Genomic DNA, 636 nt, shown 5'->3' on the forward strand with positions numbered 1-636 from the left:
TGACCATATAACCCCAAGAGGTCTGGTCCGCGATGACGATCGACAATTGCCGGATACGCTTGAAACGTATCTCGCGTCTCTTCCTCTCGGAAGAAACTTGTCAGCATGATTCACATTGTTAAAGAGCAACTGTTCAGAGAACAGTGGAAAGTCTGTGCGACTTGCCGCTGGTCTCTGCAGGATGACTGTTGGATGGTGGAGCCTAGCGGGATCGAACCGCTGACCTCCTGCGTGCAAGGCAGGCGCTCTCCCAGCTGAGCTAAGGCCCCTGAACTAACGCTTCAAGCTGTAAGCTTGAAGCTATAAGAAACCCCGAAGAGCCGCTTCAGGGGTTAACTTAAAGCTTACGGCTTAAAGCTTATAGCTGACGTTGGTGGGTCTGGGCAGACTTGAACTGCCGACCTCACCCTTATCAGGGGTGCGCTCTAACCAACTGAGCTACAGACCCGGCTACAAACCACTGGGTCCTGGACCCAAACAGTCTTTTGCTCGTTCGATCAGGTAATTCATTGTGGACACTTGCCGGGCGCGATGACTGGTCGTTTAAGGAGGTGATCCAGCCGCAGGTTCCCCTACGGCTACCTTGTTACGACTTCACCCCAGTCATGAACCACACCGTGGTGATCGCTCTCCCGA

Annotated in this window: 2 tRNA genes and 1 rRNA gene; all 3 read right to left on the minus strand. The window is 53.5% G+C overall.

The features are described from left to right. Window positions 1-193: 193 nt before the first annotated feature. Window positions 194-269 (minus strand) — tRNA-Ala (locus HALO32_RS00080). Window positions 270-371: 102 nt separating this feature from the next. After that, window positions 372-448, minus strand: a tRNA-Ile gene (locus tag HALO32_RS00085). Between the two features lie 96 nt (window positions 449-544). Next, a 16S ribosomal RNA gene (locus tag HALO32_RS00090) occupies window positions 545-636 on the minus strand; the annotation flags it as partial.

The sequence above is a fragment of the Halomonas lysinitropha genome, from assembly GCF_902500215.1.
Lineage (GTDB): Bacteria > Pseudomonadota > Gammaproteobacteria > Pseudomonadales > Halomonadaceae > Halomonas > Halomonas lysinitropha.